Source organism: Flectobacillus sp. (genome assembly GCF_049240685.1).
Lineage (GTDB): Bacteria > Bacteroidota > Bacteroidia > Cytophagales > Spirosomataceae > Flectobacillus.
This window is the reverse complement of the sequence record NZ_JBMLSD010000407.1, coordinates 1-1,536: the sequence shown is the minus strand read 5'-3', so window position 1 is coordinate 1,536 and position 1,536 is coordinate 1. Positions and strand designations below refer to the sequence as shown.

1 protein-coding gene is annotated in these 1,536 nt (G+C 38.5%); it reads left to right on the top strand.

Annotated elements, in window-relative coordinates; all coding sequences use genetic code 11:
* Positions 1–77: 77 nt before the first annotated feature.
* Positions 78–1,385: an aminotransferase class V-fold PLP-dependent enzyme gene (locus tag ACOVQ4_RS18540; protein WP_421822105.1), complete on the top strand. Its 1,308-nt coding sequence runs from the start codon at positions 78–80 to the stop codon at positions 1,383–1,385.
* The last annotated feature ends 151 nt before the right edge of the window (positions 1,386–1,536 follow it).

Genomic DNA, 1,536 nt, shown 5'->3' with positions numbered 1-1,536 from the left:
CTTTGTGCCTTTGTGCCTTTGTGCCTTTGTGCCTAAGCCAAACCCAGCTCTTCTTACCTCAAACTTGACAAACTATTATGCTACGACGCAATTTTCTACAAAACCTTATGTTAGGCACAGGAGGCTTATCTGCCTTGCCTTTTGCCAGTCCTGCGACTAATCAAAATCTACAACGTATTCTTGGTTATGCTCCTCAAAAGGATGTTACTACTGACGAAGATTATTGGGCACAAATCCAATTGGCCTTTTCGGCTTCGCCCAATTTGATTAATATGAGCAATGCAGGGGTTAGCCCACAACCAATTATGGTACAAGATGCCCTTACTCATTATAACAAACTTTCTAACGAAGCGCCAACGTATTATATGTGGCGTATTTTGGACGAAAACCGTGAGGCTGTTCGTGGTAAGTTGGCAGATTTGGCAGGTTGTTTACCCGACGAAATAGCCATAAATCGTAATGCTACAGAGGCTTTGGATACGATTATTTTGGGTTTAGAACTACAAAAAGGCGATGAAGTGATTATGTCCTTGCAAGATTATCCGAATATGCTCCATGGCTGGCGACAGCGAGAAAAGCGCGAAGGTATTGTGATGAAATATGTCAATCATAATCCTTTGCCTTGTGAGGATAACGATTTGTTAGTGAGAAGATATGTCGATTTGGTAACTGAAAACACTAAAATTGTTCATGTTACGCACATGATTAACTGGACGGGACAAATTTTACCCGTAAAAGCTATTGCTGAGGCAGTAAAAAAGAAAAATCCTAAGATTAAAGTAGTAGTGGATGCGGCGCATACCTTTGCGCAAATTGCCTTTAAAATTCCCGATTTAGGCTGTGATTATCTGGGCGCTAGTTTGCATAAATGGCTTTGTGCACCTTTTGGTACAGGTTTACTTTGGGTCAAAAAAGAACATATTGCTAGTTTATGGACACATACCCCTTCCGATAATCCATTGAAAGATGATATTCGAAAATTTGAAGGACTTGGCACACGTTCCTTTCCGATAGAAATGGCAATTGGTCATGCTGTAAACTTCCATCATACTATTGGTACTGAAAGAATCCAAAAAAGGTTACAATATCTCAAAAACTATCTATTGACTCGTTGTGTAGATTTACCCAATTTTTATACCCAAACATCTTTAAAATCTGAATTTTCTGGAGCCATCGCACTCATAGGTTTTAAGGGAATGACCTCTGGAGAATTACACAATCATCTCATGAAAAAAGCGAGGATTTACACCTCGCCAGTCACTTGGGAGAATATTGTAGGTGTGCGAGTAACCCCTCATATTTATACGCCAATCAAGGATATGGATAAAGTGATTTTGACGCTTCAGGATATAGCAAAGGAACATCTCAAAGCTATTTCGAAGTAGGTTATTAAGTAGAAAAACGTTATTAGTTAACAGTATATTGGTTGTTGGAAGGTATTCATAATCAAAAGGTTATAATTGAATTTCAACTCAGATATACTATTTAGTTAATCTTTCCGACTAAGTAGCAGGAAAGATTAAACCAATAGTATCT

Excerpts from the sequence above, each read along its gene's own strand:
- ACOVQ4_RS18540 (WP_421822105.1), top strand. The coding sequence starts at position 78 with ATGCTACGACGCAATTTTCTACAAAACCTTATGTTAGGCACAGGAGGC.